Source organism: Methylocaldum sp. GT1TLB, from assembly GCF_051027445.1.
Classification (GTDB): domain Bacteria; phylum Pseudomonadota; class Gammaproteobacteria; order Methylococcales; family Methylococcaceae; genus Methylocaldum.
In genome coordinates, this window is the sequence record NZ_CP194898.1 from 2,641,018 (window position 1) to 2,663,519 (window position 22,502).

At 55.5% G+C, this 22,502-nt stretch carries 26 protein-coding genes and 1 tRNA gene; 14 read left to right on the forward strand and 13 right to left on the reverse strand.

Features of this window, described 5'->3' with window-relative positions:
- Nucleotides 1-35: 35 nt before the first annotated feature.
- The 10 genes from ACR2R1_RS11380 to rpsU form a co-directional block, all read right to left on the reverse strand.
- Complete coding sequence (locus tag ACR2R1_RS11380) at nt 36-1,016, reverse strand: cupin-like domain-containing protein (protein ID WP_434110171.1); 981 nt, start codon at nt 1,014-1,016, stop codon at nt 36-38.
- The gene (locus ACR2R1_RS11385; protein WP_434110173.1) at nt 1,004-1,990 is read right to left on the reverse strand and encodes a 4'-phosphopantetheinyl transferase family protein; all 987 of its coding nucleotides are present in this window, start codon (nt 1,988-1,990) and stop codon (nt 1,004-1,006) included. Before ACR2R1_RS11385 ends, ACR2R1_RS11380 begins: the two co-directional genes overlap by 13 nt.
- A 54-nt stretch (nt 1,991-2,044) precedes the next feature.
- A complete protein-coding gene (locus tag ACR2R1_RS11390; protein WP_077728541.1) occupies nt 2,045-2,290 on the reverse strand; it encodes an MbtH family protein in 246 nt (81 codons plus the stop codon).
- A 366-nt stretch (nt 2,291-2,656) separates the two neighbouring features.
- Nucleotides 2,657-3,661 carry a FecR family protein gene (locus ACR2R1_RS11395; protein WP_434110176.1) on the reverse strand — a complete coding sequence of 335 codons (1,005 nt, stop codon included), beginning with the start codon at nt 3,659-3,661 and terminating at the stop codon, nt 2,657-2,659.
- 234 nt (nt 3,662-3,895) lie between these two features.
- Complete coding sequence (locus ACR2R1_RS11400; RefSeq protein ID WP_077728426.1) at nt 3,896-4,399, reverse strand: RNA polymerase sigma factor; 504 nt, start codon at nt 4,397-4,399, stop codon at nt 3,896-3,898.
- 428 nt (nt 4,400-4,827) lie between these two features.
- A tRNA-Ile gene (locus tag ACR2R1_RS11405) sits at nt 4,828-4,904 on the reverse strand.
- 12 nt (nt 4,905-4,916) lie between these two features.
- On the reverse strand, nt 4,917-6,710 hold the full coding sequence (gene rpoD / locus ACR2R1_RS11410; RefSeq protein ID WP_077728427.1) for an RNA polymerase sigma factor RpoD: 1,794 nt from the start codon (nt 6,708-6,710) through the stop codon (nt 4,917-4,919).
- Between the two features lie 84 nt (nt 6,711-6,794).
- Complete coding sequence (gene dnaG, locus ACR2R1_RS11415) at nt 6,795-8,522, reverse strand: DNA primase (RefSeq protein WP_077728428.1); 1,728 nt, start codon at nt 8,520-8,522, stop codon at nt 6,795-6,797.
- Between the two features lie 63 nt (nt 8,523-8,585).
- The gene (locus ACR2R1_RS11420) at nt 8,586-9,035 is read right to left on the reverse strand and encodes a GatB/YqeY domain-containing protein (protein ID WP_077728429.1); all 450 of its coding nucleotides are present in this window, start codon (nt 9,033-9,035) and stop codon (nt 8,586-8,588) included.
- A 12-nt stretch (nt 9,036-9,047) separates the two neighbouring features.
- Nucleotides 9,048-9,281 (reverse strand): 30S ribosomal protein S21, encoded by a 234-nt coding sequence (gene rpsU, locus ACR2R1_RS11425; RefSeq protein ID WP_026609693.1) that lies wholly within the window; start codon nt 9,279-9,281, stop codon nt 9,048-9,050.
- 114 nt (nt 9,282-9,395) lie between these two features.
- Here rpsU and tsaD point away from each other — a divergent pair, with 114 nt between their 5' ends.
- The gene (tsaD, locus tag ACR2R1_RS11430; RefSeq protein ID WP_434110178.1) at nt 9,396-10,433 is read left to right on the forward strand and encodes a tRNA (adenosine(37)-N6)-threonylcarbamoyltransferase complex transferase subunit TsaD; all 1,038 of its coding nucleotides are present in this window, start codon (nt 9,396-9,398) and stop codon (nt 10,431-10,433) included.
- A gap of 22 nt (nt 10,434-10,455) precedes the next feature.
- Here tsaD and plsY read toward each other — a convergent pair whose 3' ends face one another.
- A complete protein-coding gene (gene plsY / locus ACR2R1_RS11435; RefSeq protein ID WP_077728431.1) occupies nt 10,456-11,046 on the reverse strand; it encodes a glycerol-3-phosphate 1-O-acyltransferase PlsY in 591 nt (196 codons plus the stop codon).
- Between the two features lie 83 nt (nt 11,047-11,129).
- Here plsY and folB point away from each other — a divergent pair, with 83 nt between their 5' ends.
- Nucleotides 11,130-11,495, forward strand: coding sequence for a dihydroneopterin aldolase (gene folB / locus ACR2R1_RS11440; protein WP_077728432.1), 366 nt, complete (start codon nt 11,130-11,132; stop codon nt 11,493-11,495).
- Nucleotides 11,488-11,985 carry a 2-amino-4-hydroxy-6-hydroxymethyldihydropteridine diphosphokinase gene (gene folK, locus ACR2R1_RS11445; protein WP_347258092.1) on the forward strand — a complete coding sequence of 166 codons (498 nt, stop codon included), beginning with the start codon at nt 11,488-11,490 and terminating at the stop codon, nt 11,983-11,985. The genes folB and folK overlap by 8 nt, the downstream gene beginning before the upstream one ends.
- On the opposite strand, the gene ACR2R1_RS11450 is transcribed toward folK, so the two are convergent.
- Together ACR2R1_RS11450 and ACR2R1_RS11455 are read right to left on the reverse strand one after the other, a co-directional pair.
- On the reverse strand, nt 11,978-12,709 hold the full coding sequence (locus ACR2R1_RS11450; protein ID WP_434110180.1) for a pteridine reductase: 732 nt from the start codon (nt 12,707-12,709) through the stop codon (nt 11,978-11,980). The two genes, folK and ACR2R1_RS11450, sit on opposite strands and share 8 nt — an antisense overlap.
- A gap of 26 nt (nt 12,710-12,735) precedes the next feature.
- Nucleotides 12,736-13,569, reverse strand: coding sequence for a RibD family protein (locus tag ACR2R1_RS11455; RefSeq protein ID WP_077728435.1), 834 nt, complete (start codon nt 13,567-13,569; stop codon nt 12,736-12,738).
- A 413-nt stretch (nt 13,570-13,982) separates the two neighbouring features.
- On the opposite strand from ACR2R1_RS11455, the gene ACR2R1_RS11460 reads away from it, so the two are divergent.
- The 11 genes from ACR2R1_RS11460 (at nt 13,983) to groES (ending at nt 22,488) form a co-directional block, all read left to right on the forward strand.
- Nucleotides 13,983-14,324 carry a hypothetical protein gene (locus ACR2R1_RS11460; RefSeq protein WP_077728437.1) on the forward strand — a complete coding sequence of 114 codons (342 nt, stop codon included), beginning with the start codon at nt 13,983-13,985 and terminating at the stop codon, nt 14,322-14,324.
- A gap of 170 nt (nt 14,325-14,494) precedes the next feature.
- Entirely contained in the window at nt 14,495-15,523 is a 1,029-nt protein-coding gene (locus ACR2R1_RS11465) for an AAA family ATPase (protein ID WP_077728438.1), read from the forward strand.
- Nucleotides 15,520-16,362, forward strand: coding sequence for a DUF58 domain-containing protein (locus ACR2R1_RS11470; RefSeq protein WP_434110183.1), 843 nt, complete (start codon nt 15,520-15,522; stop codon nt 16,360-16,362). The genes ACR2R1_RS11465 and ACR2R1_RS11470 overlap by 4 nt, the downstream gene beginning before the upstream one ends.
- 12 nt (nt 16,363-16,374) lie before the next feature.
- The gene (locus ACR2R1_RS11475) at nt 16,375-17,286 is read left to right on the forward strand and encodes a hypothetical protein (protein ID WP_139841144.1); all 912 of its coding nucleotides are present in this window, start codon (nt 16,375-16,377) and stop codon (nt 17,284-17,286) included.
- On the forward strand, nt 17,283-18,266 hold the full coding sequence (locus ACR2R1_RS11480) for a vWA domain-containing protein (RefSeq protein ID WP_077728441.1): 984 nt from the start codon (nt 17,283-17,285) through the stop codon (nt 18,264-18,266). The genes ACR2R1_RS11475 and ACR2R1_RS11480 overlap by 4 nt, the downstream gene beginning before the upstream one ends.
- Nucleotides 18,254-18,814, forward strand: a complete 561-nt coding sequence (locus ACR2R1_RS11485) for an MxaK protein (RefSeq protein ID WP_143735051.1) — start codon at nt 18,254-18,256, stop codon at nt 18,812-18,814. The genes ACR2R1_RS11480 and ACR2R1_RS11485 overlap by 13 nt, the downstream gene beginning before the upstream one ends.
- A 2-nt stretch (nt 18,815-18,816) precedes the next feature.
- Entirely contained in the window at nt 18,817-19,737 is a 921-nt protein-coding gene (locus tag ACR2R1_RS11490; RefSeq protein WP_086135167.1) for a VWA domain-containing protein, read from the forward strand.
- A 3-nt stretch (nt 19,738-19,740) separates the two neighbouring features.
- The gene (locus ACR2R1_RS11495; RefSeq protein WP_086135166.1) at nt 19,741-19,956 is read left to right on the forward strand and encodes a DUF2905 domain-containing protein; all 216 of its coding nucleotides are present in this window, start codon (nt 19,741-19,743) and stop codon (nt 19,954-19,956) included.
- A gap of 363 nt (nt 19,957-20,319) precedes the next feature.
- Complete coding sequence (locus ACR2R1_RS11500; RefSeq protein ID WP_077728445.1) at nt 20,320-20,640, forward strand: c-type cytochrome; 321 nt, start codon at nt 20,320-20,322, stop codon at nt 20,638-20,640.
- A 50-nt stretch (nt 20,641-20,690) separates the two neighbouring features.
- Complete coding sequence (locus tag ACR2R1_RS11505; protein ID WP_086135164.1) at nt 20,691-21,962, forward strand: FAD-dependent oxidoreductase; 1,272 nt, start codon at nt 20,691-20,693, stop codon at nt 21,960-21,962.
- A gap of 235 nt (nt 21,963-22,197) precedes the next feature.
- Nucleotides 22,198-22,488, forward strand: a complete 291-nt coding sequence (groES, locus tag ACR2R1_RS11510; RefSeq protein WP_077728447.1) for a co-chaperone GroES — start codon at nt 22,198-22,200, stop codon at nt 22,486-22,488.
- The last annotated feature ends 14 nt before the right edge of the window (nt 22,489-22,502 follow it).

A 22,502-nucleotide genomic window follows, 5' to 3' on the forward strand; every position in this document is an offset into this window, starting at 1 on the left:
TCCGGACTCCTCGAAGTTGCGCACTGCGGCCTCCTTTATGAGACGTAATTCAGATATGAGCGGTACCAGGGGAGTACCCGCTTGGCGGAAACGCCGGTGCATAGCCCGAGGGCGATCACCGTGTTGTAGTACACGTTCTTGAGCGGCATCCCTCGTCCCAATGCCAAGATTCCCCGAACAGAGCTTTCGCGGGTATGCCAGTCCACATTGAAGGAGATGGCGCAGTCGAGACTGCGGACGTGGTGAAGCATTCCCGGAGGCATGTAAAGCATGTCTCCCGGTTCCACGGTGCACTCTCGAACCTGCGCCTCCCGAAAAAGCGGATGACGCACGAAATTCGGGTTTTCGGCGTCCACTTCGCACCAACGCCACCGATAGCGGTAACAGTACGGAAGCTGATCGTGATCCAGCAGGATGAAACGCTTCCGCCCCGCCACCTGGAAGAACAGGTTATGGGTGAGCAGGCAATCGAAATGGAGCGGCGTCAGACTATGTTTCGGCCCCAGGAAGAACTGGGCGAACTGCAACCAATAAGGGCGGTACCAGCCCGGAAAATAGTGGGACGGAAAGCCGCGGAGGTCGTTGGCCGCATCGGGTAAGACGCCGAGTAGCGGCACGTCGTGAAAATAGGGCGGCCTATCCTTGGCTGCCATTTCGTCCGATTCAAGCCGGGGTTGGTAGGCCTCCAATTGATCCAGGTACTCGCTCAATCTGGCGTCGACCGTCCTCAAACCGGCGACGCCTTCATCGGCCAGCCCTTGCTTGAGCTTGACGAAGCGTTGGCCGGAGACTCGGCGCAGATGGTCGAATGTCCAGCGAGCGAGTGCCGGGCAACGGTTGAGCGCCCCGCTCACGACTACCGGAACGCCTTTGGCCACGTACCCGGAGAAAAAATCGGCGGATGAGAGTTTTGCTCTGCGCTCGATTGGAGGGTATTCCTTACCTGCAGCCGGATTCCCCGGTTGCGCGTCTGTCGCCATTTCGATCGCCGGCTTCCGAAGCATCAAATTTGCCATGCTCCCTCCGAATGCCTGCGTAGTTCCGTACCCTTCAAACCAGCATTTCCCGGCATGCTTCCGGTCGTACTAGAAAACGCTATCGAGTCGGATTCACGGGAAGGAACGGCGGTCGCCGGCTTGGTCGTTGTCGTGCTTTCCACCCAGTGGCGAACCGTGACTCGGACCGGCTCTCCCTCTACCGCGAGAGCCGAAACGAAACCGTGAATCAGGTCGAGAGGGTAAAGCCACCAGCCGGACGGCTGCCCCAGCGCGTCTTGAATCTCGACGGCGGATCGGGTTTCGAGCGGTCCCAAGGGTATGTCGAAGGCATCGAGAGAAAACGACAAGCCGTCGCCACGGCCTTTGACATAGGCCTCCTTTCTGGTCCAGCCCCGAAGAAATGCCGCCGTCTTTTCGGACAAGGAAATTTCGCTGAATTCGGCCTGCTCGTTCGGCGAAAAGACCAAAGGCGCCAGTTCTTGCCAGGGGACATCGTTTCTCACGGGCTCGATATCGATGCCGACCTCGCTATCGCAGGAAATGGCGTATGCCGCCCAGCCCCCGGCATGGGAAAGATTGAACCGGAGCCGCTCGACCGGGCGGCCCGCCACCATTTCGCCGGGAGCGAAATGGGACGCGCAGCGGCCCGTCGGGACGGAGTCCACGGAGGGACTTCGCAATTCCGGTTTGCCAAAAGCGCCATAGGCGAAACGGATTTCAGAAGGGTCGATGTTCAGATATCCGGCGAGCAGCCGGCGGAGAATTCCTCTGGCCGCGGCGTATTGAGCCCGGTCTCGCTCGAACGCGAAGCGGCCGGCTCTTTCCCGTTCGTCATTGGACAAATCTGCGAAGTACCAGGAATAGGATTCGTAAGCGACGGCGCTGTGGTCTGCGGCATTGCCGAGATCAGAAATCAGCGGCACACACCAGACATGCACTTCGGCCGGCGACAGCCGAGGGAAATTAGGCGTAGAAATCACTGGCCGAGACATCCGTATCGCCTTCTCAGAAAGAGCATCCTCCGAACCGGAGAATTCCCACGCGCATCAAGCCTCCTTCCCTGCCGACGCGGCTTCCTGAAGGGACGCCTCCTCCATGTGTCTGCGTAAACTCAGAGGCCGCATGTCCGTCCACACATCCCTGATATAGTCCAGACACTCCTGCTTCGGACCGCTCTTGCCGACCGTTCGCCATCCTATAGGCACTTCCTTGTATTCCGGCCAAATCGAATACTGCTCCTCATGGTTGACGACCACGTGGTAAATCGTCGTATCGTCTTCATCCCAAGCCATGTTTTCGTCCTCCAGATTCGAGTTCAAGCAACCAGGATCGGTTTTCGTCGCCGAGGTTTTTTGCCCCGGATACCCGTATTGACGAAAACACAAAACCGACCCCGTACTCCGGGACGAAAATTTTGAGGGCGATTTGAAGCGAGGTGTGTCCGAGGAATGGATGCGCTGTGCTGCTGGAGCGTTGTCAGGTTTGGTGTAGTGCCCTCAGTAGGTCGGGAATCCTTTCCCGACACCCCAGTTCGGCAAGTGCATTTGTCGGCAAAGGATTGCCGACCTACGACTACGGCTTTGGGATAGGCGTGAGAAAGGAATTCAGGCGGCGAGGGAAGGTGCGCCAGCCCTCGGCCGGATGCGGCGGCTGAGAGCTCAGAGGGTGGGCTGGTAAAGCAAGGTCAGAGCGCCGGAAAGATTTACCGAGCTTAGTCCTAAGGTTTTCTCGATGGCGGTAAGAATATCGCGGGGCCGGGTCAGGTCGAAGGCGCCACTGACGACCCGCTCGCGGATGCGCGGATCGGCGATGATGATCTTGCCGGGGAAATAACGATTTATCTCGTCGACCACGGCGGCGAGCGGCTGCATGTTGAACACCAAGAGTCCCTCGCGCCAGGCCGACGCCTGCCGGGCATCCACGCGGAGAACAGGGCCTATGCCGTCGATGCTGCCGGTCGCCTGCAATCCGGCGCTCAGTTCTATCGCCCGATCCTCGGCCCCCTCGGTGTAGACGCGCACCCGCCCCTCGGACACGGTGACGGTCATACGGTCATCCCGCTCGTATACGTTGAACGCGGTGCCCGTGACTTTGGCCACGCCATGAGCGGTAAGGACGATGAAGGGACGGTCTGGATCGTGGCTCACCTGGAAATAAGCTTCGCCTTCCAGGAGTTTGATCACGCGTCGTTCCGGGGAGAACTCGACCGATAAGGCTGAGTGGGTATTGAGGGAAACTCGGGAGCCGTCCTCCAGCGTAATCTCCTGCCGTTCGCCCCACTCCGTATGATAATCACTGGTCCAAAAGCGAAAAGCTCCCGGCAACCAAAGGTACATGACAAGCGCAGCAGCCAGAGATAAGCCCACGAAGGCACGGCGCGCCGGTCGCCTAGCGACCCTTTGCCCAGCTTTACGGATGAGAGGGGTCGCATCCGTCTGTTCCGACGCCAAAGTCTCTTCTCGTTCGAAGACCCGTCGGGCCGGCTCGTCCAGCAGCGCCCAAAACATTTCGACATCCGCATAAGCCTTGGCATGCAGGGAGCTACGCTTTCGCCAGTCCTCGAAACGATTGCGATCCTCGGGCGTAACCCGGCCGGAGTGGAGTTTCGAGAACCACTCGATCGCCTCGTCGGAGATCGTCGTCTCCACGGGGTTTGGATGCATAACCGCTCTTTTTATCTTGTTGTCTGCGCGACGAACTGGCGTGGCACTTGCCAGCTTTTTCGATTACAGCCGGTCAACTCCTCCTTGTCAAATGATAACGAGTTCGTTGGGAAAATAACGCTGAAAAGTACTTTGCCAGTTTGAACGCAAGTTGGTCTTACTGGGCACCATCAAGGATGGACACGTCAGAGCGGGATTTGCCGCACCCTATTCTTTCGCAGTAGAACGTCGGCGCTATCTAGTCCGCATTCTATCGCGCAGAATCTTCAACGCTTTACCGACCTGTTTTTCCACAGTACGAGGGGAGATATTCAATCGCTCGGCTATTTCGGCATGACTGAGGTGCTGGACCTTGTGCAGCAGAAAGATACGGCGGCATTGCGGAGGCAGTTCAGCGATCGATTGGCCAAGGAGGTCCAACTCTTGGCCTGCTTCCGTGATCTTGTCGGGAAGCGGTTTCGGACAGATCAGGTCTTCTTCCAGCGGCTCGTGATGAGCCTGCGCCGACGCCACGGCCTGCCGCCCGTAATCGACCACCAAATTGCTCGCGATACGAAACAGGTAAGCAGGCAGATTAACTATTTCGTCGACGGAGTTTTGCTGAATAACCCGCAAATAGGCCTCCTGGACTACATCCTCCGCAGTATCGCTGCAACCGAGACGGCGCTTGAGCAATTGCAGCAAGGGTTTTCGAGTTTCCAAGTAAGTCGACTGAATAAGCGCAACGGACGATTTCATTTATTGTTGTTCCTTAACGGGTCTTGGCGCCATCGGGGAGCAAGTACAGTTTTCAAGCCTCGAGAGGAAGATCGTGGCTGAACTATCCGAGCAAGGTCTGTGCCGAGCGCATTTCCGCGCCTGATTCGAGTGGGAATCTAGATGTAGCCTCGCAAACTATGGCTTATGACTCACTATATGCGGCATATCACACAGCTCTACCATGCCCGGCGCTTCGCTTCTCAAGCTTTACGGTGCCTTGCAGCCGCCTCCGAGCATCTTTGGGATAGCAGTGAGGGATTAGCCTCGGTTAAACGTTTATCGGATAAGGAACAACCAAAGAGAATGGTCGTTAGAATCAGGCGGGAGCGAAAGTCCAGTCTTGAGCAGAAATTGGGCATTCGCTCAAAATGAAAAAGGCCTGCATCGCTGCAAGCCTTTGTTTTACTTGGTGGGCCCTCAAGGACTTGAACCTTGGACCAAGGGATTATGAGTCCCCTGCTCTAACCAACTGAGCTAAGGGCCCGAGAACTGGTCGTTAATCCATGTCAAGGAAACTGCGTAGTTGCTCGGAACGCGAAGGATGACGGAGTTTGCGCAATGCCTTGGCTTCGATCTGACGAATACGCTCGCGGGTCACGTCGAACTGCTTGCCCACTTCTTCCAAGGTGTGGTCGGTATTCATATCAATTCCGAAACGCATCCGCAAGACTTTCGCTTCTCTAGCCGTCAATCCGGCCAACACTTGCTGAGTCGTTTCGCGCAAGCTTGCGACGGTCGCATGCTCGATCGGAGACATCACCCGAGAATCCTCGATGAAATCACCCAAATGCGAGTCCTCATCATCGCCGATGGGGGTTTCCATGGAAATGGGTTCCTTGGCGATCTTTAGAACCTTGCGAACCTTATCTTCGGGCATATCCATGCGGACCGCCAGTTCTTCCGGCGTCGCTTCCCGTCCCATTTCCTGCAACATCTGACGCGAGATACGGTTCAGTTTATTGATCGTCTCGATCATGTGCACCGGAATTCGGATGGTGCGCGCCTGATCGGCAATCGAACGCGTAATTGCCTGGCGAATCCACCACGTCGCATAGGTGGAAAACTTGTAACCGCGTCGATATTCGAATTTATCGACCGCCTTCATTAGGCCGATGTTTCCTTCCTGGATCAAATCGAGGAACTGCAATCCCCGATTGGTATATTTTTTGGCAATGGAAATGACCAAACGCAAATTGGCTTCGATCATCTCCTTTTTGGCGAGACGTGCCTGGCTCTCGCCAACAGAGACGCGCCGATTGATTTCTTTAATATCGGCGATCGACAGTTGATTATCTTTTTCTATCTGCGCCAGTTTGCTTTGCGCACGCCTCACCTCGTCGGCATAAGAAGCCAATATCTCACCATAGCGCGCCCCCAACAGTTTCTGAAACCAATCGGGATTGCTTTCGTTACCGGCGAAAGAGGCGATGAATTCTGCGCGCGGCATTTTTGCTTTGACGACGCAGATATCCTGAATAATCCGCTCCTGCTCCCGAATCTTCTCGACCGCACTGTGCAACAGATCGGTCAACTCCTTGAAAAACTGGGGCGTTTTCTTGAACTCCATGAAACTTTCCGCAAGAGAGTCGAACGCTTTCTGCGTACGTTCATGGTGATAACCGTGCTTGTGATGTGCATTGACAGCAGCTTTGTGCTGCTTGTTGAAAAGCTCGAGCTTCTCTCTAACGAGTTCCGGGTCAGGCCCACTCTCGGTTTCATCGAGAATTTCGGTGTCGGCCTCTTCATCCAGCAAGACCTCTTCCGACTGGGCTGCCGGATCGAAAAAGTCGGAAATCAAGTCCGACAACCGAGCCTCTCCTTTTTCGACAGCATCGAAGGCCCTGATAAAATGATCCATCGCAGCTGGAAAACGAACCAACTCATTCGCCGCTTGGTTCAGTCCTTCCTCGATGCGCTTGGCGATGCTCAGCTCACCTTCGCGGGTCAGCAGCTCGACCGTTCCCATCTCACGCATGTACATACGTACGGGATCTGTGGTCCTGCCCAATTCGGCATCAACGGAGGAAGCAAGTGCCGCAGCGACTTCCGCCGCTTCGTCCTCATCTTCCTCGGTAACAACGGCAGGTTCGGGAATCAAATCTGCATCCGGCACATCCTCGTGCACCTCAATTCCCATATCATTGATCATGCAGATGATGTCTTCCATCTGCTCCGGATCGACGATATCGCTGGGTAAGTGGTCATTCACCTCGGAAAAAGTGAGGTAACCTTGCATTTTACCTTTGGCGATAAGCTCTTTAAGCTGAGATTGCTGTTGTTCCAGATTCATCAACTGACCCGCGACTGCTGTATGCCCGCAAAACAATACAGTATATTAAAAGTTTGAGAAAACAGGAAACTTAAATTACCGGCCTCATTGACTCATGAGCACTCGCATTTCCTCCCGCTCTTCGGAACTGAGCTGCATTTTTTTCGATTTCTTGATGAGCTCATCCAAACGCTCCCGCTTGAGCTGATGACTGAAACGCATTAAAGCATCTGAGAACTCAGCTCGTATACCTTCCTTGGGCAACAAAGTATCCCACTCTATGAGGTTGGCGATAAAATTTTCCTCCGGCGCACCGCGAAAATGCTCCAGGATACCGCCGCTAGTCGAACCCGGATTTTCATCCAGAATCCGGAGCACCTTTTCGATTAAGTATCCATTCTTATTAACCGTACGCAGCTTACTACGCAGGTCAGCCCCAACCATGGCCGCAAGTTCTGGATTCTGGACCAGAAGCGCCAAAAGGATACGTGATGCAGAGGGCTGCACTCGACCTCTTACGGATGCAACCCTTGATTCCGACGGTCCTACAAGCTTAGCCGATTTATCGGATGGTTCGACTACCCCATGCCCCGCAAGTTCCTCCAGACGTTTGTCGATCATCTCACGAAAAACACCAGCAGGTAACTTACCAATCAATGGTTTGGCTTTGTTAATCAAAGCGGCGCGTCCCTCTAAGGTGCCTAAATCAAGCCGACGCACCAAACACCTGAAGAAATAGTCAGAGAAAGGTAACGCGGTATCGAGACGGTTTAGGAAAGCATCCGCACCCTCCGATCGGACCAAGGAATCAGGATCTTGCCCCTCCGGCAAAACCAGAAATCGGATTTGCCGTCCGTCCCGTAAGAACGAAAGGCTTGCTTCGAGCGCTTTCCAGGCAGCCTTCTGTCCCGCAGAATCTCCGTCGAAACAAAAAACCAGTTCATCCGTATAACGGAAAAGCAGCTCGACATGATCAGCGGACGTAGCAGTTCCAAGCGTTGCAACCGAATTGGAAATGCCGTTTTGAGCCAAGGCGATCACATCCATATAGCCCTCGACCACGACGATGCGCTCCGGCCTCGGAGACTGCTTTAACAGCTCGTATAGTCCATATACTTCCTTGTGCTTTTTGAAAACGATAGTCTCGGGCGAATTGAGATATTTCGGCGTTTCGTCGCCCATCACCCGTCCGCCAAAGCCCACCACCCTGCCTCGGCGATCCCGAATGGGAAAGATAATACGATCCCTGAATCTGTCATAAGCCTTATCGTCTTTCATGATCATAAGACCCGCCGCCTCCAGCAGCTCCCGCGAAAACTCCGACGGTAGATTTTGCCACCCCGGAGGAGCATAACCCAAGCGATATCGCTGAGCGAGTTCGCCGCTGACCCCTCTGCGTTTCAAATATGTGATAGCTCGCGACGTTTCGGGATGGACTTTAAACTGGTGTGCATAGAATCGGGAAACAGCATCCTGCAGTTCGTAAATGGCCTTCGCCATCTTAGACTGCGGATCTACCGTCGCACTCTGGGCGTCTACCGGAATTTTCAACCCCGCCGACGCAGCGAGACTTTCCACCGCTTCGACAAAACTCAGATGGTCATAGCCCATCAGAAAATCAATGGCATTACCGTGTGCGCCGCAACCAAAGCAATGGTAAAACTGCTTATCGCGACTTACGGTAAAGCTGGGTGTTTTTTCACTATGAAAAGGACAACGAGCAGTAAAGTTGCTGCCGGCTTGCTTAAGCGGCACGCGCGCATCAACCAGATCGACCAGATCGATACGAGCGATCAGTTCTTGAATGAATTGACGGGGAATCTTGCCGGCCATCGTTTATACCGGCAGCTCAGTTCACGCTACGCCGTTCCTAAAAAACATCAAGACTACCGTGTCCTAGCCGCTTAACAGGCTTTTGACCCGCAAGCTAACCATCGACATATCGGCTCGCCCCTGCATTTTTGGCTTCAGCACGGCCATAACTTTGCCCATATCGCCGACTCCGGAAGCACCCGATTCCGCCAAAGCCTCCTTGATCAGAGACTCCACTTCCTCTTCGCTCAACGCTTGCGGCAAGTATTCCTGAATAACGCCAAGCTCCGCCTGTTCCGCAGCAACCAAATCATCCCGCCCTGCCGATTGAAATTGCGTGATGGATTCACGCCGCTGCTTGACCATCTTGTCCAGAACGGCAAGGACTTGCGCATCATCCAACTGAATCCGCTCGTCCACCTCGCGCTGCTTGATGGCGGCCATTATCAGCCGAATGACGCCCAGCCGATCTTTTTCTCCGGCTTTCATGGCGGCTTTCATATCCGCCTGGAGACGTTCTTTCAATACGCTCATCGAAAGGGGCTATCAGGTTTGCGGACGCCCTTTGCGCAAATTCTGCAGAGCAAACCGTTCGCGGGAAAGCTTTTTCAGATGCCGCTTCACTGCTGCAGCCGCTTTGCGCTTACGTTCCTCGGTCGGTTTCTCGTAGAATTCGCGGCGGCGCACTTCGGAAAGAATACCGGCCTTCTCGCAGGCACGTTTAAAACGACGGATAGCAATTTCAAAGGGCTCGTTTTCTCTAAGCTTAATCGACGGCATGTAGCTTCCCAAGATTGATGACTAAAATGACGAAATTCCCGAGGCAGGATTACCCCGCCAACTTAAAAGTGCTAATTATACTCACTACAGAGCGCAAGGTAAAAGTCAATTTGTATGTACGTACTCGGCATTGAAACATCCTGCGATGAAACGGGCGTGGCGATCTATCACGCCACCAAGGGACTTTTGGCCCATCGCCTGTATAGTCAGGTAAAAACTCATGCGGAGTATGGAGGCGTAGTACCCGAACTGGCCTCCCGTGATCACATCAAAAAACTGGTTCCGCTGATTCGGCAAGTAATCGCAGACGCCCGCATTTCCAAACGGCAAATCGACGGAATCGCTTATACAGCCGGCCCGGGATTGATCGGCGCGCTCCTGGTAGGCGCTTCCGTCGCCCGCAGCCTAGCATGGGCATGGGAAATTCCATCGATAGGGGTACATCACATGGAAGGCCATTTGCTCGCGCCCTTAATGGAGTCCGACCCACCCGATTTTCCGTTTATCGCGCTCCTCGTTTCCGGTGGCCACACCCAGCTCGTCGAGGTAGAAGGCATCGGCCTGTATCACATTTTGGGAGAATCGGTGGATGATGCCGCCGGGGAAGCCTTCGACAAAACCGCCAAGATGCTTGATCTGGGCTATCCAGGAGGTCCCGCGATCGCAGAATTGGCCGAGGAAGGCGACGAGCATCGGTTTGAATTCCCTCGCCCCATGACCGATCGGCCAGGTCTCGATTTCAGCTTCAGCGGCCTTAAAACGCATACGTTACAAACATTCGCATCCACCGCCAAAAGTCGACAGGATAAAGCGGACATTGCCAAGGCATTCCAGGATGCGGTGGTCGATACACTGACGATCAAATGCCGGCGGGCGCTCAAGGAAAGCGGGCTCACCCGCTTAGTGGTCGCGGGCGGGGTCAGCGCCAACCGATCTATGCGCGACAAACTTCAGCACATGGCTAGCGAAGAAAACTGCCGGGTTTATTTTCCGCGACTCGAATTTTGCGGCGATAACGGCGCCATGATCGCATTTGCCGGCTGCCAGAGACTGCTCGCCGGCCAAACGGAGCCCCCCGAGATCAACGCTCTTCCGCGGTGGCCCTTAAGCAAGTTAGCACCGCTCGCCCTATCGCAAGAGTCAACAGCCTAAACAAGCGGCAATTCTGAAACCGTCAGGCTTTACGCCCGATCCGCGCTTCCTGTCCATGACGCAAACGCTCGATATTTCCCCGATGCCGCCAAATCAGAAACAAGACCATCACGACCGAGGCGCCAATCAACGCCTCGGAACCGGTCAAAAGCCAAACGTAGACGGGTGCCAGAACGGACGCAGCCAAAGCCGCAAGCGACGAGATACGCGAGACGAAAGCAATCGCAATCCACGTCAATAGAGCAGCCAAGCCTACCATCCATGAAAATCCCAAGAGTACCCCCAAGGCTGTGGCAACGCCTTTGCCGCCCTTAAACTGGAAAAATACCGGGTAAAGATGGCCAAAAAATGCCGCCAACCCCACCAAAGCGATCACAAGCAGGTCAGCGTCAAAAGCCTTGGCCAACAAGATCGGAACCAACCCCTTGGCGGCATCTCCTAACAAGGTAATCGCGGCTGCTTTTTTACCACCCAACCGCAGCACATTGGTCGCACCGGGGTTTTTCGAGCCCTGTTCTCGGGGATCGGGAAGGCGAAACAATCGGCTTACGATTACCGCACTGGATAGCGAGCCTAGGAAATAGGCCAAAGGAACTAAAAACCACACCGCCATGCGCTTATTATGTATCCTGGTTGCCAGTTTTGTAATTTTTATGTTACCAATTCGCGAAATAGCGAAAACCGGTCGGATTGACGATGGACATTATATTTCTACGCGGCCTTGAGATCGAGACGGTGATCGGCATCTACGATTGGGAGAGAAAGATCAAGCAAACCATCCTGATCGATTTGGAAATGGGTACCGACATCCGCGAGGCGGCGGCATCGGACAATATCGAACACACGCTCGACTACAAAGCGGTGTCCAAACGCATCATTTCTTTCGTGGAAGAAAGCGACTTCTTTCTCGTGGAAACTCTAGCCGAGAAGGTCGCTCAAATCGTTATCGATGAATTTGATGTGCCGTGGCTTAGGTTGACGCTAAACAAGAAGGGCGCGATCCGTAAAGCCAGCGATGTCGGAATCATTATCGAAAGAGGAGATAAACGAAAATATGCCTGATGTTTTCCTGAGCATCGGCAGCAATATCGAAAGAGAAAAGCACATTCCTTCCGCTTTTAGAGAGCTGGAAGAGCGTGTCGGCTCGTTGACTGTCTCCGGCGTTTACGAAAGCGAAGCGGTAGGCTTCGAAGGCGCTCGCTTTTACAACTTGGTAGCGGCCTTTTCCACCGAACTCCCGGTATCCGAGATCGCAAAGATCCTGAGCGAGATCGAAAACAATCATGGGCGTACACGAGATTGCAAAAAGTTCTCCTCGCGTACCCTCGATATCGATTTGATTCTTTACGGCGACGAGGTGCTCCAAGAAGGAAAGCTTACATTGCCGCGCGAGGACATCACCCGTTACGCCTTCGTATTGGAGCCGCTCGCGGAGATCGCGCCGAATCGAAAGCATCCGGTGATCGGCGAGACCTACGCCGAGCTGTGGGCCAAATTCGACAAGACTAGCGTCAACCAGTGGCGGGTGGGCTCGGTTTCGGATATCAGCTGAATAAACTCCTCCCGCCATCCACGACCAGCATCTGCCCGGTCACGTACGGCGCATCATCGACCAGAAACAATACCGCTTTCGCGATATCCGAAGCCTCCCCGGCGCGTTTCATAGGAATACGCGCCAAGATTTCAGCTTTCTTCGCGGGATGGGCGTCGTGCTCGGGCCATAGAATGGCGCCCGGCGCGACGCCATTGACTCGAATTTCCGGCGCCAACTCTTTGGCAAGAGCGCGGGTCATCGTCGCCAATCCGGCCTTGGCGAGACTGTAGACCGAATATTTCTCGATAGGATGATCGGCGTAAATGTCGCCGATGTTGATGATGCAACCCTTACGGTCGCGTAGATAGGGAACGGCCGACTGAGCCAGGAAAAACGGCGCCTTGAGGTTGCTGCCCAAGAGGTCGTTCCATTGAACCTCAGTGATCGCTCCAAACGGCGTAGGATAAAAACCGGAGGCGTTATTCACCAACACGTCCAACCCCCCCCAAAACGCCGCCGTCTGCCGAACGAGCTCGGTCAGTCTTTCCGTTTCCAGCAGATCAGCCTGCAACAAACGAACCGAGTTCGCTCGCACGGCATTGAGCTCGTTGGCTAAAGCCTCGGCATCGGTCGCCGACCGGTGATAATGCAGCACGATGTTGTATCCGGCCGCATGCAGCCGACGCACGATTTCAGCGCCGATGCGGCGAGCCGCGCCAGTGACGAGCGCCGATTTCACCATACAATTCCCCTTGACTCCCACAGCCTCTACGAGTGATTGCTTTCGAATTGCGCGAACCACTGCCCCGCCCCCAACGGCGAGGTCGGATCGTAATACAAGGACACCAGCTTCAAGTGTCCAAACGGCCCCAATTCCGGTCCCGGCAGCAAAGTACGGAACGCCTCCCCACCCATCAACTGATGGGTGATGGTTTGAAACAGGCGCGCCAGACGTCCGTTCCGCACCATCGTATCCAACATATGGGGTCCGGCGATAAGGTAAATGGTTCGGTAACCTAGCTCGCCCAGCCTGCGCGTTAGCACGTCGCCCTCCACCATTCTGCCCTTTCCCGCCAGAATCACCTCGTAACCTTGCTTGCGCCAATAGTCCAGCTTTGCGGGGTCCGCCTGTTCTCCCGTAGCGATATAACAGGCTTGACGATGTTCTTTGATGGATGCCGGCATCGGAAAATCCAGACTGGCGCTCGCGATAATGATCGCCGGCTGAGGGCTCAGCCCCTGCTCCTCGCGCCACTTCGCGAGATCGCGAGTCGTATCCGTCAAACCGACTTGCAGAATGTTTCCCAAGCGCTTCTGCGCCAGTGAACGGAGATACCCGCCGTGAGTGATTAGGCAATCCGCCTGGCACTCCAGCTCCAGAAACAACCGAAAATCATCCGGCGTGGTCAGGCTTTTCGGAAGGTAAGTCTGACCGCTCGAATCCTCCAGCGCGATCCGCCCGTCCAGGCTGGTAAGGAAATTGGCATAGACGAACGGCGAGTCGGGCGTGCCCTGCCGGTGCAGATTCAGTTGTAGATAAAGTCCTTCTAGAACGACTTCTTCAAAGGGTGGGGGAAACAGACGAAAAACTTTCTTGGTCATTTAAAGAAAGGTGCCGTGTATAGATGCCTCGCACTGAAACGGAAGCAATTTTCGCATGCTCGATACAAAACGTCCGGAATTTCCACATGTCGAATTTCATGACGATCGAAAGTATCGCTATCCTTCGGATAAAGCCGACCGGCCCGTCGCACTCGGCAATACTGGATTGCTGCGGTATCCGTCCGCTTTGAGTCAAGATCCTTCGCCCCGATTAAAGCTGGCCGAGGAGGATTGATATGCTAAAATGCCGCGAAAATTATCACAGTCATATTAATTCAAGCCGGTATTTCGCGGCTTTTGTTTTTTGAAGGGGCTCCCGATCTACCGCGGAGGCTTGGGCGGCAATCACAACTCCCATCGGTCCGGCCCGAAGAAGAGGTTTTTAGCTTTAGCTTGGGAAGGAAAAAATACGCATGAAAATAGATCTTATATTGGCGAAGACGTTCAAGTTCGTCGTATTCGTGTTGTTTACCTTTATGACGCTCGTCTACTTCGGCGTCATGCTGCTGTTGCCGCTGGACATACTGACCCAGATTGTTCGAATTTTCCACGGCATTGGCCTGCCGACCGTTCTCGCCGCCGGACTCGGTATCTCGGCCTTGGGCTACATCGGTTATCTCGTTTCGCGCATGCCGGAACTTTACAGACTCGTCGTCGATATCGGCGTGCAACTGATCTCTTTCGGATACAGCCAAATTCAGCGCTTCGATCCGCTCATCGATTCGGGAAAGCAGACCGAGACCGGTACCGCTTAAGGAACGTCGGTTCGTACGATTACGCCATGCATTTCTAGCAAGCGATCGACCGGCAACCAACCCTGACAAAAACCCCGCAATGCGGGGTTTTTCCTTTGCGCCTTCCGATGCTGTAACCTATTGGGTCAGCTGCTGCACCTCTCCCTACTCCGTTGACCCGTTTCTACGCTATGTCTCGATACGATAAAGATACCTTGCTCTCAGATTGGCGGCAGCGCGCCCTGAGCTTCCAGCAAGAAATCGGAAACGCCGTAATCGGCCTCGATCACGCCATCCGCCAAATCACGCTAGCGATTTTCTCCCGCGGCCACGTCATGCTGGAAGGCGACGTCGGAGTGGGTAAAACGACTTTACTTAGAGCAGTCGCTAGGGGACTGGGCGGCGCTTACGAACGAATCGAGGGCACAATCGACCTGATGCCCAACGATCTCATTTACCATACCTATATCAACGAGGTAGGCAGGCCGCAGGTCGATCCGGGCCCCATCCTCAAGAACGGCGAGCAGCTTTCCGTTTTCTTCTTCAACGAGGTGAACCGGGCCCGCCCTCAAGTGCATTCATTACTGTTGCGGGTCATGGCCGAACGCAGCATAACGGCCTTCAACCGAGAGTATTTTTTCCCGCATCTCCTGGTTTTCGCCGATCGCAATCGGGTCGAGAAGGAAGAAACCTTCGAAATTCCCTCGGCGGCACGCGATCGTTTCCTGATGGAACTACACATCGAAACGCCGCAGGACCCGGCTATGCAGCGTGCCTTGATGTTTGACCCCCGGTTTCACGACACCGATCGGCTGATAGAGGACGTACAGCCAGGCGTTCTGCCCTACCGCGACATTGCGGATATCGCCCGTGTCATTCAAGTCGAGATCAAGGCCAGCGACGCATTGCAACAATACGCGCTCGATCTCTGGCAGGCGACTCGGCGACCTCAGGATTACGGCATCAAAATGGACGGCGTGGACATGCGGCAATTGGTCCTGGCCGGCGCCAGCCCCAGGGGAATGAGCATGATGATGCGGGCGGCCCGGGTCTCGGCTTGGCTGAATGATCGGACCAGCCTGATCCCCGAGGACATTCGGCAGGTCTTCGTAGACACCACCGCTCACCGGGTCTTCTTCAATCCGGTTTATGAACTTCGCCGAAGCGATCTGGTCGGTGAACTCATGAGCGGTATTCTGCAACGCGTCGCGGCGCCTTGATCCCCGAGTTTCATTATCACGTTAATTGGCGCTCACCGGGTGTCCATCCCGGCCACCACCGTAGCGCACGGCAGGGCGGCGGCTACGAATTCGCCGGTCATACGCTATTAACATCCAATCCGGACCCGCGAAATCTGGATATACGCGCCACACTGCACGATCCTTTCGAGCAGCTCATGGTGCGAACTTTTCGCCAAAGGAGCGCGATTCCCGTTTATGTAGTCGCCGACCTTTCGGCATCGATGGGTTTCCGGGGCACGAGATCGAAGACCGAACTGTTGGCCGAATTCACCTCTTCGGTGGCCTATACCGCCTACCGCACCGGCGACTTCTTCGGCTTTATCGGCTGCGACAGCACGATACTCCAGGACATGCTCCTGCCGCTGCGCTGGCATAAAGGCGCCGCGCCGGAACTGTTGGAGAACCTCAAGAACCTCCGCCCTCGGGGCAGATCCTCCGACGGGCTGAACGAGGTCGTACCGTATCTCGGGAAACGGAAAGCCTTAGTATTTCTCGTTTCGGATTTTCATTTAACCCTGGATCGCCTCGATACACTGCTCAAGGCCCTGGTCCGCCATGATGTGGTGCCGGTGGTTTTATGGAACAGCGCCGAATTCGATCGGCTACCTTCGTGGGGTCTCGTTAATTTCGAAGACCCAGAGACCGGTGCCCGGCGGCGATTGCTCATGCGGCCCGCGCTACGAGAGAAGATCAGTGCGTCGTTCGAGAAGCGCCGCGAGGAACTGGGGCAGATTTGCGCGCTTCATGGTCGAGAGCCGTTCTTCCTGATCGACCGTTTCGACCCGGACGAGCTGACCCGTTATTTTTATCGAACCTGAACGATGCGCCCGATGTTTAAACTGCTTTTCGGCTTGAGCCCGGCGCTTCTACTGGCCCCTGCCCTCGCCTGCTCCGCCGAATTGACGCCTCGCATCGAGCCGTCGGCACCGCGGAATTTCGGCTATGTCATAGGAGACCTGATCGATTATCACGTCCTCATCACGGTACCCGAAAGCTATGCTTTGGAGACCGAATATCTGCCCAAGCCCGGCGCGCTCGATGAATGGCTGGATCTCCGCACCGTCAGTTGGACCAAGACTAACGCTAAAGACGTAGCCCATTACCGACTGCGGCTGACCTATCAGGTGTTCAAAGGCGTACGGCAACCGGAAAAATTGACCATCCCGTCACTGCCGGTCCGTTTTCAGGGACAAGCCCCGCTAGAAGCGCGAACGCCGCCGTGGTATATCACGATCGCACCGATCATTCCGCCCGACATTGCAGACGAAAAAGTCGAAATCCGCGAATCCGTGGTACCGGAGCCGCTTCCGATCCTGTCACACCGCCTGAGGCTTATCGCCTATCTCGCCGGAACCCTGGCCGTACTGCCGCTTCTCGCATGGCGTTACGGCAAGCTGCCGTTCTTTACAAAGACAGCCCCGCCGTTTGCGCGCACCATGCGCGATCTCAAGAAGCTCAGCCGTAAACCGGCCGATGCCGATGCGTACCGGACCGCGATCAAGCTCCTGCACCGAGCCTTGGACGACACCGCCGGTTTTCGTCTGTTTGCCGGGGAATTGGAATCCTTCCTGGCAGACCATCCGGCCTTCGCCGAGCTTCGAGACGAGCTTAACCATTTCTTCGCCCTGTCCCGGCAAGTCTTTTTCACCGCCCCCGATGCACCGATACCAGCGGATTCCCTGTTTTCCCGGCTTGAAGCCTTATGCCGCCAGTGTGTCCTTGCTGAACGGAGGAGTGTTTGAGCATCGGGCTTTCCGCACCTTGGGCACTGATTCTCGGCATTACCGCCCTGATTCCTTTATTAAAACGCGGGCAAGCCGCGATTTCCTATCCCTCCATCTCGATGCTCCCGAGCGATCCGCTGTCGACGATGCTCGATCGACTGCTGCGGTCTAGCGCCGCCGCTGCAGCGCTTAGTCTCAGCCTGGGCATCGCGGGTCCTTACTTGCATGAGCAATGGGTGGAAAGAGTCGGGACCGGGGCCCACATCGTGCTTCTGCTCGATAGGAGCAGCAGCATGAACGAGAATTTCTCCGGCAGCTATATGGGCGGTCGCGCGCAGGAAACCAAAGGCGCCATAGCCCGCAAGCTGCTGGCCGAATTCGTCGCCCGACGGGAGCACGATCTGTTCGCCATGATCGATTTCTCGGCTGCACCAATCTACGTCATGCCTTTCACTCAAGATCGGCCGGCGATCTTAGCGGCTATCGAAGCGACCAGCGGTCGCGGTCACGGAGTAACCAACATCGCGCCCGGATTGGCGATGGCGCTCGATTTTTACAGCGGAAAACCGTTCACCGGGTCCCGAATCGTTCTGCTGGTCTCGGACGGAGCGGCGCGCATCGAAGAGGAAACCCGCGACCAGCTACGGCAATGGTTTCAGGAAACGCAGGCGACCCTTTACTGGATTTACCTCCGAAATCCAAGGAGCGGACGCCTTTCGGAGAAGCCGGTCAATCCGGGCGAAAGCACGACGCCGGAATATTTTCTACATCAATATTTCCAAAACCTTGGCGTCCCCTATCGGGCTTTCGAGGCGGAAAATCCGGAAGCGCTGCAGCGCGCAATTCTAGAGGTCGAGCAGTTGGAAAATCTTCCGCTGCACTACCTGGAAAAACTGCCGCGAAGGGACATCTCCGGCTACTGCTATGCCGCTGCTCTCGCATTTCTGGCACTGCTCCTGAGCGCCAAAGCATTGGAGGTGAAGTCGTGGCCCGTTTGATGCGAATGTGGCGCTCGCCGATGCTGATCTGGGGTCTTCTGGCAGCCCTCCTGGCCGGAGTCGTTTACGAAAGTTATGCCGTTTTCCGAATCGCCCGCCAAAACACTCTAATCTCCCAGCCGGAAAGGGTCGAGGTCGACGACAAAACACCGCCCGTTCTGGTACTCGCCAAAGCCCATCGGCTCGAACGATCGGGCGAGACGCAGGAAGCCCTGCGCCTTTACACCACCATTCTCGAACGCGGCGACGAGCACCTTCGCGAGCAGGTTCATTACAATCTTGGAACACTGTATCTTCGAGAGGCCGCCCAACTGTGGAACGCCAAAGGCGTATTGGAATATGTCCGTGTCAACACGCTGGTCGCCCTGGCCAAGGAACAGTTGCAGAAGACTCTTCGGCTGAATCCGGCTAACTGGGATGCCCGTTTCAATCTCGAATACGCACATAGGATTACCCCGCCGGCCAAGGAGCGGGAAAAGGCGGATTGGCACGGAGCGAAACCCAGTGTATTCGCTACCGTGCCCACGATTCCGGGTGGTGCGCCGTGAGGATGCGGCTCGTTCGCCGGGACTGGCGCACGACGGCGCTGTTCGTTGCCACCGTGCTCGTGGCGCTGACCTTTGCCGATCCGAAACTCCCGCTGCCGCTTCGGGTCTATCGCTATGCCTTCGTCATCGACATCACGCAAAGCATGAATGTCCGCGATTACCATGTCGCAAACATGCCGGCGGACCGGCTCAATTTCGTCAAGGAATCGATCCGGCAGGCGGTGCATGATCTTCCGTGCGGCTCGGAAGTCGGGCTCGGACTTTTCACCACTCAGAGCGTTCAATTACTGTTCGAACCCATAGAAGTGTGCGAACACCTGCGCGTGATCGACGATGTGCTCGCCCATGTCGACTGGCGCATGGCCTGGGCAGCCAACAGCTTTGTCGCTCAAGGCGTTTATGCCGCTATCCGGGACGTAAAAAACCGAGATCCCGGCATTCGGCTGGCGCTCTTCACCGACGGCCAGGAAGCACCGCCGCAAACAATACGACCGACATTTTCCGGAAAACCGGGAGAAATCGCTGGCTTGATCGTGGGTGTGGGCGGATTGCATCCGACCACAGTGCCGAAATACGATCGCGAAAACCGGCTCATCGGTTATTGGGAAAACACCGATATCGCGCAAATGCCGGAATCCAGCACAGCCTACGAAACAACCGAGACCGTACCCCGACCGCCGCGCGAAGGCTATTATCTTTCCTGGCTGGACGAAAACCATCTACGCGAACTGAGCGCGACAACCGGCCTCCGCTATCATCGTCTGGAAACGCCGGAAGGTCTCATGGACGCATTACGCGCCCCGGAATTCGTCGAGCGCCGCACGACCAAAACCGACATTCGGTGGCTGCTAGGCATCGCAGCACTCTTGCTGTTCGCGACGGTCTACTTGATTGATGGTGGCGAAGCGTCAAAGAGGACTTGAGCGATGTCTTTCGGGAAAATTCTCATCTACGTCGGTATCGGCCTGTTTCTGCTCGGATTGGTCCTATCCTACGCCCCGGGACTGTTCGGCTGGTTCGGAAAGCTTCCCGGTGATATCCGGATTCAGGACGAAAACCGGTACATCTTCATCCCCATCACCTCCATGATCATCATCAGCCTCGTGTTGACTCTGCTGATCAACCTGTTCTTTCGTCGCTAGCCGGCGTCACAACCGCCGAGCTCGAGTCCGCTCGCGTCCATCGTCGCAGCTTCATCTAGCCGCGTGAACACCAGCACGGGTTTCCGCTAATGCCATATCAACTTATTGTTTTATTAGCATATTCTGTAACTCCTTTGGTCACGACCCGGTACGTTAACCCGGTATTCGGGAACAAGAATCCGCCCAGAAAGCGGCCGCGGCATGGAAATTTCAGTACATCCCGTAGGGTTACCGAAACACACCCGAAACCTGCCCCCCACCAAGGGCGACAGAGAAACGTCCCGTCGCGCGGGGAAACCAAGTGACCGCGCGACGGCAAACGAATTGGCCAAACCTCATTAACGTCACCGAGCGAGGTAACACATGCGTAAATCGTTTTACCCCCTAAGAACGTGTTTCGTATTGATTACTGCCACGGCCACTCCACTAAGCGCCTTTTCCGAGCCTCCCGCCGGACGTCTCCTTGCCGCGCAATGCGCGCAATGTCACGGAACCGACGGTTCGGGCTACGAGTCGCTGGCAGGGGAGTCTGCCGACGAGTTGTATGACGAGCTGATCGAAAGAAAGTACCGCCCGGTCGAGGACATCATGGACAGGCAAGCCCGCGGTTATACCGATGATCAACTACGGTTGATCGCCGACTACCTTGGCTCGCTTCCGCGAGCCTCGTCCTCGGACGACTAGCCTCCTACCGCAGGACCAATGACGCCAACTCCCGACAGGAGAGACTAAATATGACTGCTTTCAACAGACGGCAATTTCTAAAACTCGCCGGCGCAACCTCGCTTGTTGCGGCCATACCCAGAAGTTTGAGCGCCGCGACACCGCTCTCGAATCGAGTCGTCATCATCGGCGGAGGCTTCGCTGGCGCAACGGCCGCCAAATACCTCAAACATTGGGACAATACCATCGATGTCACCCTGGTTGAGCCCAACGCCACACACTACGCCTGTATTTTGTCCAACCTGGTCATCACCGGCGCCATCTCGATGAACCGGATCAACCTAAGCTACGACGGTTTAAGAAATCGAGGCGTCAAGATCGTCCAAGCCATGGCTGCCGCCATCGACCCGGTCGGTAGCAAGGTGGGTCTGTCGAATGGCGCCACACTAGACTACGAGCATCTGATCCTTGCGCCCGGCATCGACTTCATCAACCCGAATCCGGCCGGAGCCGAACGTCTGTACGACCCGAACCTGACGCCCCACGCCTGGAAAGCCGGGCCCCAGACTACCCTGCTCAAGAATCAATTGGCGGCCATGCCGGACGGTGGCGTGTTCGTCATGAACGTCCCCAAAGCGCCCTATCGCTGCCCACCCGGCCCATATGAGCGTGCATGTATCGTCGCCGCTTATCTGAAGCGCAAGAAGCGACGTTCGAAGATCATCGTGCTGGATGCGAACCCAGACATCGTGGCCGAGCCGCATACATTCGGCACGGCATTCAGCCAGACCTATGCAGGAACGCTCGAATACCACGCCAACGTAGGCATTACCCAAGTCAATTCATCGCTCAAGACAATAGACACCACGATCGGCGCGTTGTCGGCGGACGTGCTCAACATGATTCCCAACCAGAAAGCCGGACAGATCGTCTTCGACGCCGGCGTGGTCAACGATCCGACGGGCCGATGGGCGACGGTCGATCCGCTGACTTACGGTTCAACCGTCTACGAAAACATCTATGTGATCGGCGATTCTCAGGCAACGGCACAACCGAAGTCCGGCCACATGGCGAACTCCCAGGCCAAAGTTTGCGTCGACTCGATCATCCGCGCGTTCGTCGGCGAAACACCGGACCCGCAGCCGACGACCAATTCGGCCTGCTTCAGCCCCATCACCGAGACCGAAGCGTCGTGGTTGACTGCGGTTTACCAATACGATCCGACAACGCACAGCATGAAGCGCGTCGAGGATTCGTTCGGCGAAGCGGCGGAGCCGTCGTCGGAAAATTACGAGCACATGTTCCATTGGGCCGACAACATCTTCGCGGATTCGTTTAGGTAGGGCGGCGACCCGCTTTCCACAAGACCGGCCACGCGAGGCCATAAAACCGAAGGCCAGTCTAACGCTGGCCTTCACCTTTTCTGAAATGCTAGCTCGATTCGGTAATCAAAATTTCATATTGCGCCCCTTGAAAACTAAATCCGCATCGCTATATTGTTAGCAGCTCTCGACAGAGAGTGCTAACACTACAGTGTTTTTTTGAGGTTCAAACTTCTTCAAGGAGAAAACAGTCATCATGAAAATTCGTCCCTTGCATGACCGTATCGTCGTAAAACGCTGGGAAGAAGAAAAAACATCCCCGGGCGGAATCGTCATTCCCGACACCGCAAAGGAAAAGCCGATCAAAGGCGAAGTGGTTGCTGTAGGAAACGGAAAAGCCCTGGATAACGGTCAAGTGCGCGCACTGGATGTAAAAGTCGGTGACAAAGTCTTGTTCGGCAAGTATGCCGGTACCGAAGTCAAAATCGACGGCACCGAATATCTGATGCTGCGCGAAGACGACATCATGGGCGTATTCGAAGCCTGATCCACGACCTAACG

Excerpts from the sequence above, each read along its gene's own strand:
- ACR2R1_RS11380 (WP_434110171.1), bottom strand. The coding sequence starts at position 1,016 with ATGGCAAATTTGATGCTTCGGAAGCCGGCGATCGAAATGGCGACAGAC.
- ACR2R1_RS11385 (WP_434110173.1), bottom strand. The coding sequence starts at position 1,990 with ATGTCTCGGCCAGTGATTTCTACGCCTAATTTCCCTCGGCTGTCGCCG.
- ACR2R1_RS11390 (WP_077728541.1), bottom strand. The coding sequence starts at position 2,290 with ATGGCTTGGGATGAAGACGATACGACGATTTACCACGTGGTCGTCAAC.
- ACR2R1_RS11395 (WP_434110176.1), bottom strand. The coding sequence starts at position 3,661 with ATGCATCCAAACCCCGTGGAGACGACGATCTCCGACGAGGCGATCGAG.
- ACR2R1_RS11400 (WP_077728426.1), bottom strand. The coding sequence starts at position 4,399 with ATGAAATCGTCCGTTGCGCTTATTCAGTCGACTTACTTGGAAACTCGA.
- rpoD (WP_077728427.1), bottom strand. The coding sequence starts at position 6,710 with ATGAATCTGGAACAACAGCAATCTCAGCTTAAAGAGCTTATCGCCAAA.
- dnaG (WP_077728428.1), bottom strand. The coding sequence starts at position 8,522 with ATGGCCGGCAAGATTCCCCGTCAATTCATTCAAGAACTGATCGCTCGT.
- ACR2R1_RS11420 (WP_077728429.1), bottom strand. The coding sequence starts at position 9,035 with ATGAGCGTATTGAAAGAACGTCTCCAGGCGGATATGAAAGCCGCCATG.
- rpsU (WP_026609693.1), bottom strand. The coding sequence starts at position 9,281 with ATGCCGTCGATTAAGCTTAGAGAAAACGAGCCCTTTGAAATTGCTATC.
- tsaD (WP_434110178.1), top strand. The coding sequence starts at position 9,396 with ATGTACGTACTCGGCATTGAAACATCCTGCGATGAAACGGGCGTGGCG.
- plsY (WP_077728431.1), bottom strand. The coding sequence starts at position 11,046 with ATGGCGGTGTGGTTTTTAGTTCCTTTGGCCTATTTCCTAGGCTCGCTA.
- folB (WP_077728432.1), top strand. The coding sequence starts at position 11,130 with ATGGACATTATATTTCTACGCGGCCTTGAGATCGAGACGGTGATCGGC.
- folK (WP_347258092.1), top strand. The coding sequence starts at position 11,488 with ATGCCTGATGTTTTCCTGAGCATCGGCAGCAATATCGAAAGAGAAAAG.
- ACR2R1_RS11450 (WP_434110180.1), bottom strand. The coding sequence starts at position 12,709 with ATGGTGAAATCGGCGCTCGTCACTGGCGCGGCTCGCCGCATCGGCGCT.
- ACR2R1_RS11455 (WP_077728435.1), bottom strand. The coding sequence starts at position 13,569 with ATGACCAAGAAAGTTTTTCGTCTGTTTCCCCCACCCTTTGAAGAAGTC.
- ACR2R1_RS11460 (WP_077728437.1), top strand. The coding sequence starts at position 13,983 with ATGAAAATAGATCTTATATTGGCGAAGACGTTCAAGTTCGTCGTATTC.
- ACR2R1_RS11465 (WP_077728438.1), top strand. The coding sequence starts at position 14,495 with ATGTCTCGATACGATAAAGATACCTTGCTCTCAGATTGGCGGCAGCGC.
- ACR2R1_RS11475 (WP_139841144.1), top strand. The coding sequence starts at position 16,375 with ATGTTTAAACTGCTTTTCGGCTTGAGCCCGGCGCTTCTACTGGCCCCT.
- ACR2R1_RS11490 (WP_086135167.1), top strand. The coding sequence starts at position 18,817 with ATGCGGCTCGTTCGCCGGGACTGGCGCACGACGGCGCTGTTCGTTGCC.
- ACR2R1_RS11495 (WP_086135166.1), top strand. The coding sequence starts at position 19,741 with ATGTCTTTCGGGAAAATTCTCATCTACGTCGGTATCGGCCTGTTTCTG.
- ACR2R1_RS11500 (WP_077728445.1), top strand. The coding sequence starts at position 20,320 with ATGCGTAAATCGTTTTACCCCCTAAGAACGTGTTTCGTATTGATTACT.
- ACR2R1_RS11505 (WP_086135164.1), top strand. The coding sequence starts at position 20,691 with ATGACTGCTTTCAACAGACGGCAATTTCTAAAACTCGCCGGCGCAACC.
- groES (WP_077728447.1), top strand. The coding sequence starts at position 22,198 with ATGAAAATTCGTCCCTTGCATGACCGTATCGTCGTAAAACGCTGGGAA.